At 71.2% G+C, this 884-nt stretch carries 1 protein-coding gene; it reads right to left on the bottom strand.

Features of this window, described 5'->3' with window-relative positions; all coding sequences use genetic code 11:
* Positions 1-861 (bottom strand): transposase (locus tag TOK_RS05855; protein WP_253258202.1); only part of this gene is annotated, 861 nt, incomplete at its 3' end.
* Positions 862-884 lie beyond the last annotated feature (23 nt).

The raw sequence follows: 884 nt of genomic DNA, 5'->3' as shown, positions 1-884 counted from the left end.
CAGGCCGGTGTCTTTCGCGGTGCGGATGCGGTCCTCGACTCGGGCGTGGGCGCGGTGGCGGGCGTCGAGGAACGCGAGCTGACCGGCGGGGGTGTCGGTGGCGAAGCAGGTGTAGCGCCAGCCGTCGCGGGTCTCCATCAGGTCCAGCTGCGCGCCCGGGTGGGGCCGTTCGCGACGGACGATCACCCTCGTTCCCTCGGGGTAGCCGTCGAGCGAGGTGGCCGGCAGCAGGCCGGTGAGCTCCGCCAAGCCGGCGCCGTCACGATGGCCGCCGTCGGTATCCACGGCGTCGGCCCACACCTTCTTCGGGATCGCGGTGATGGCAGCGCGTTCGCGGTCGGTGATGGCCCACCCGACCGAGAACTCACAGCTCACGGCTCTGCCGCGGTGGTCGCGGACGTGGGTGAGGAACGCCTTCGTGCAGCCGGCGGTGTCGGCGCGGACCAGTACCTTGCGGCCGTGACGGTGCTGGTCGGGGATCTGGGCCAGCGCCTGGTCGAGCACGACGATGTGATCGGCGGCGGTGTTCGCGCCGGCGTTGCCGCGACGCAGTACACCTGACAGGAACTCGGAGGTGTTGTCGCAGAACGCCATCAGCGGGTGATAGCCGAAACTCCGCTTGAACGTCGGCGCCGCATGTTCCTTCTCGCTGTGGCAGATCACGATCGAGGCGTCGAGGTCGATGACCAGCACGTCCAGGTCCTGGCCGGCCACACGCGCGGGCGGGAACGGGCGGCCGTGGCGTTCGGCATGCTGGTCCCAGACCACCTCCCGAGCCCTCGCCCGCGCCGCAGCCACCCGGGCGAGCGCGGTGTCGTTGAGGCGGTCGAGCAGCCGCCAACACGTCGAGTCCGACGCCACCGCCCCGAACTCGAGTCGCCCTG

Origin of the sequence: Pseudonocardia sp. N23 (genome assembly GCF_002583555.1) — a bacterium.
GTDB lineage: Bacteria > Actinomycetota > Actinomycetes > Mycobacteriales > Pseudonocardiaceae > Pseudonocardia.
Note: the sequence above shows the minus strand (reverse complement) of the source record. Positions and strands in the feature narration are given on the sequence as shown.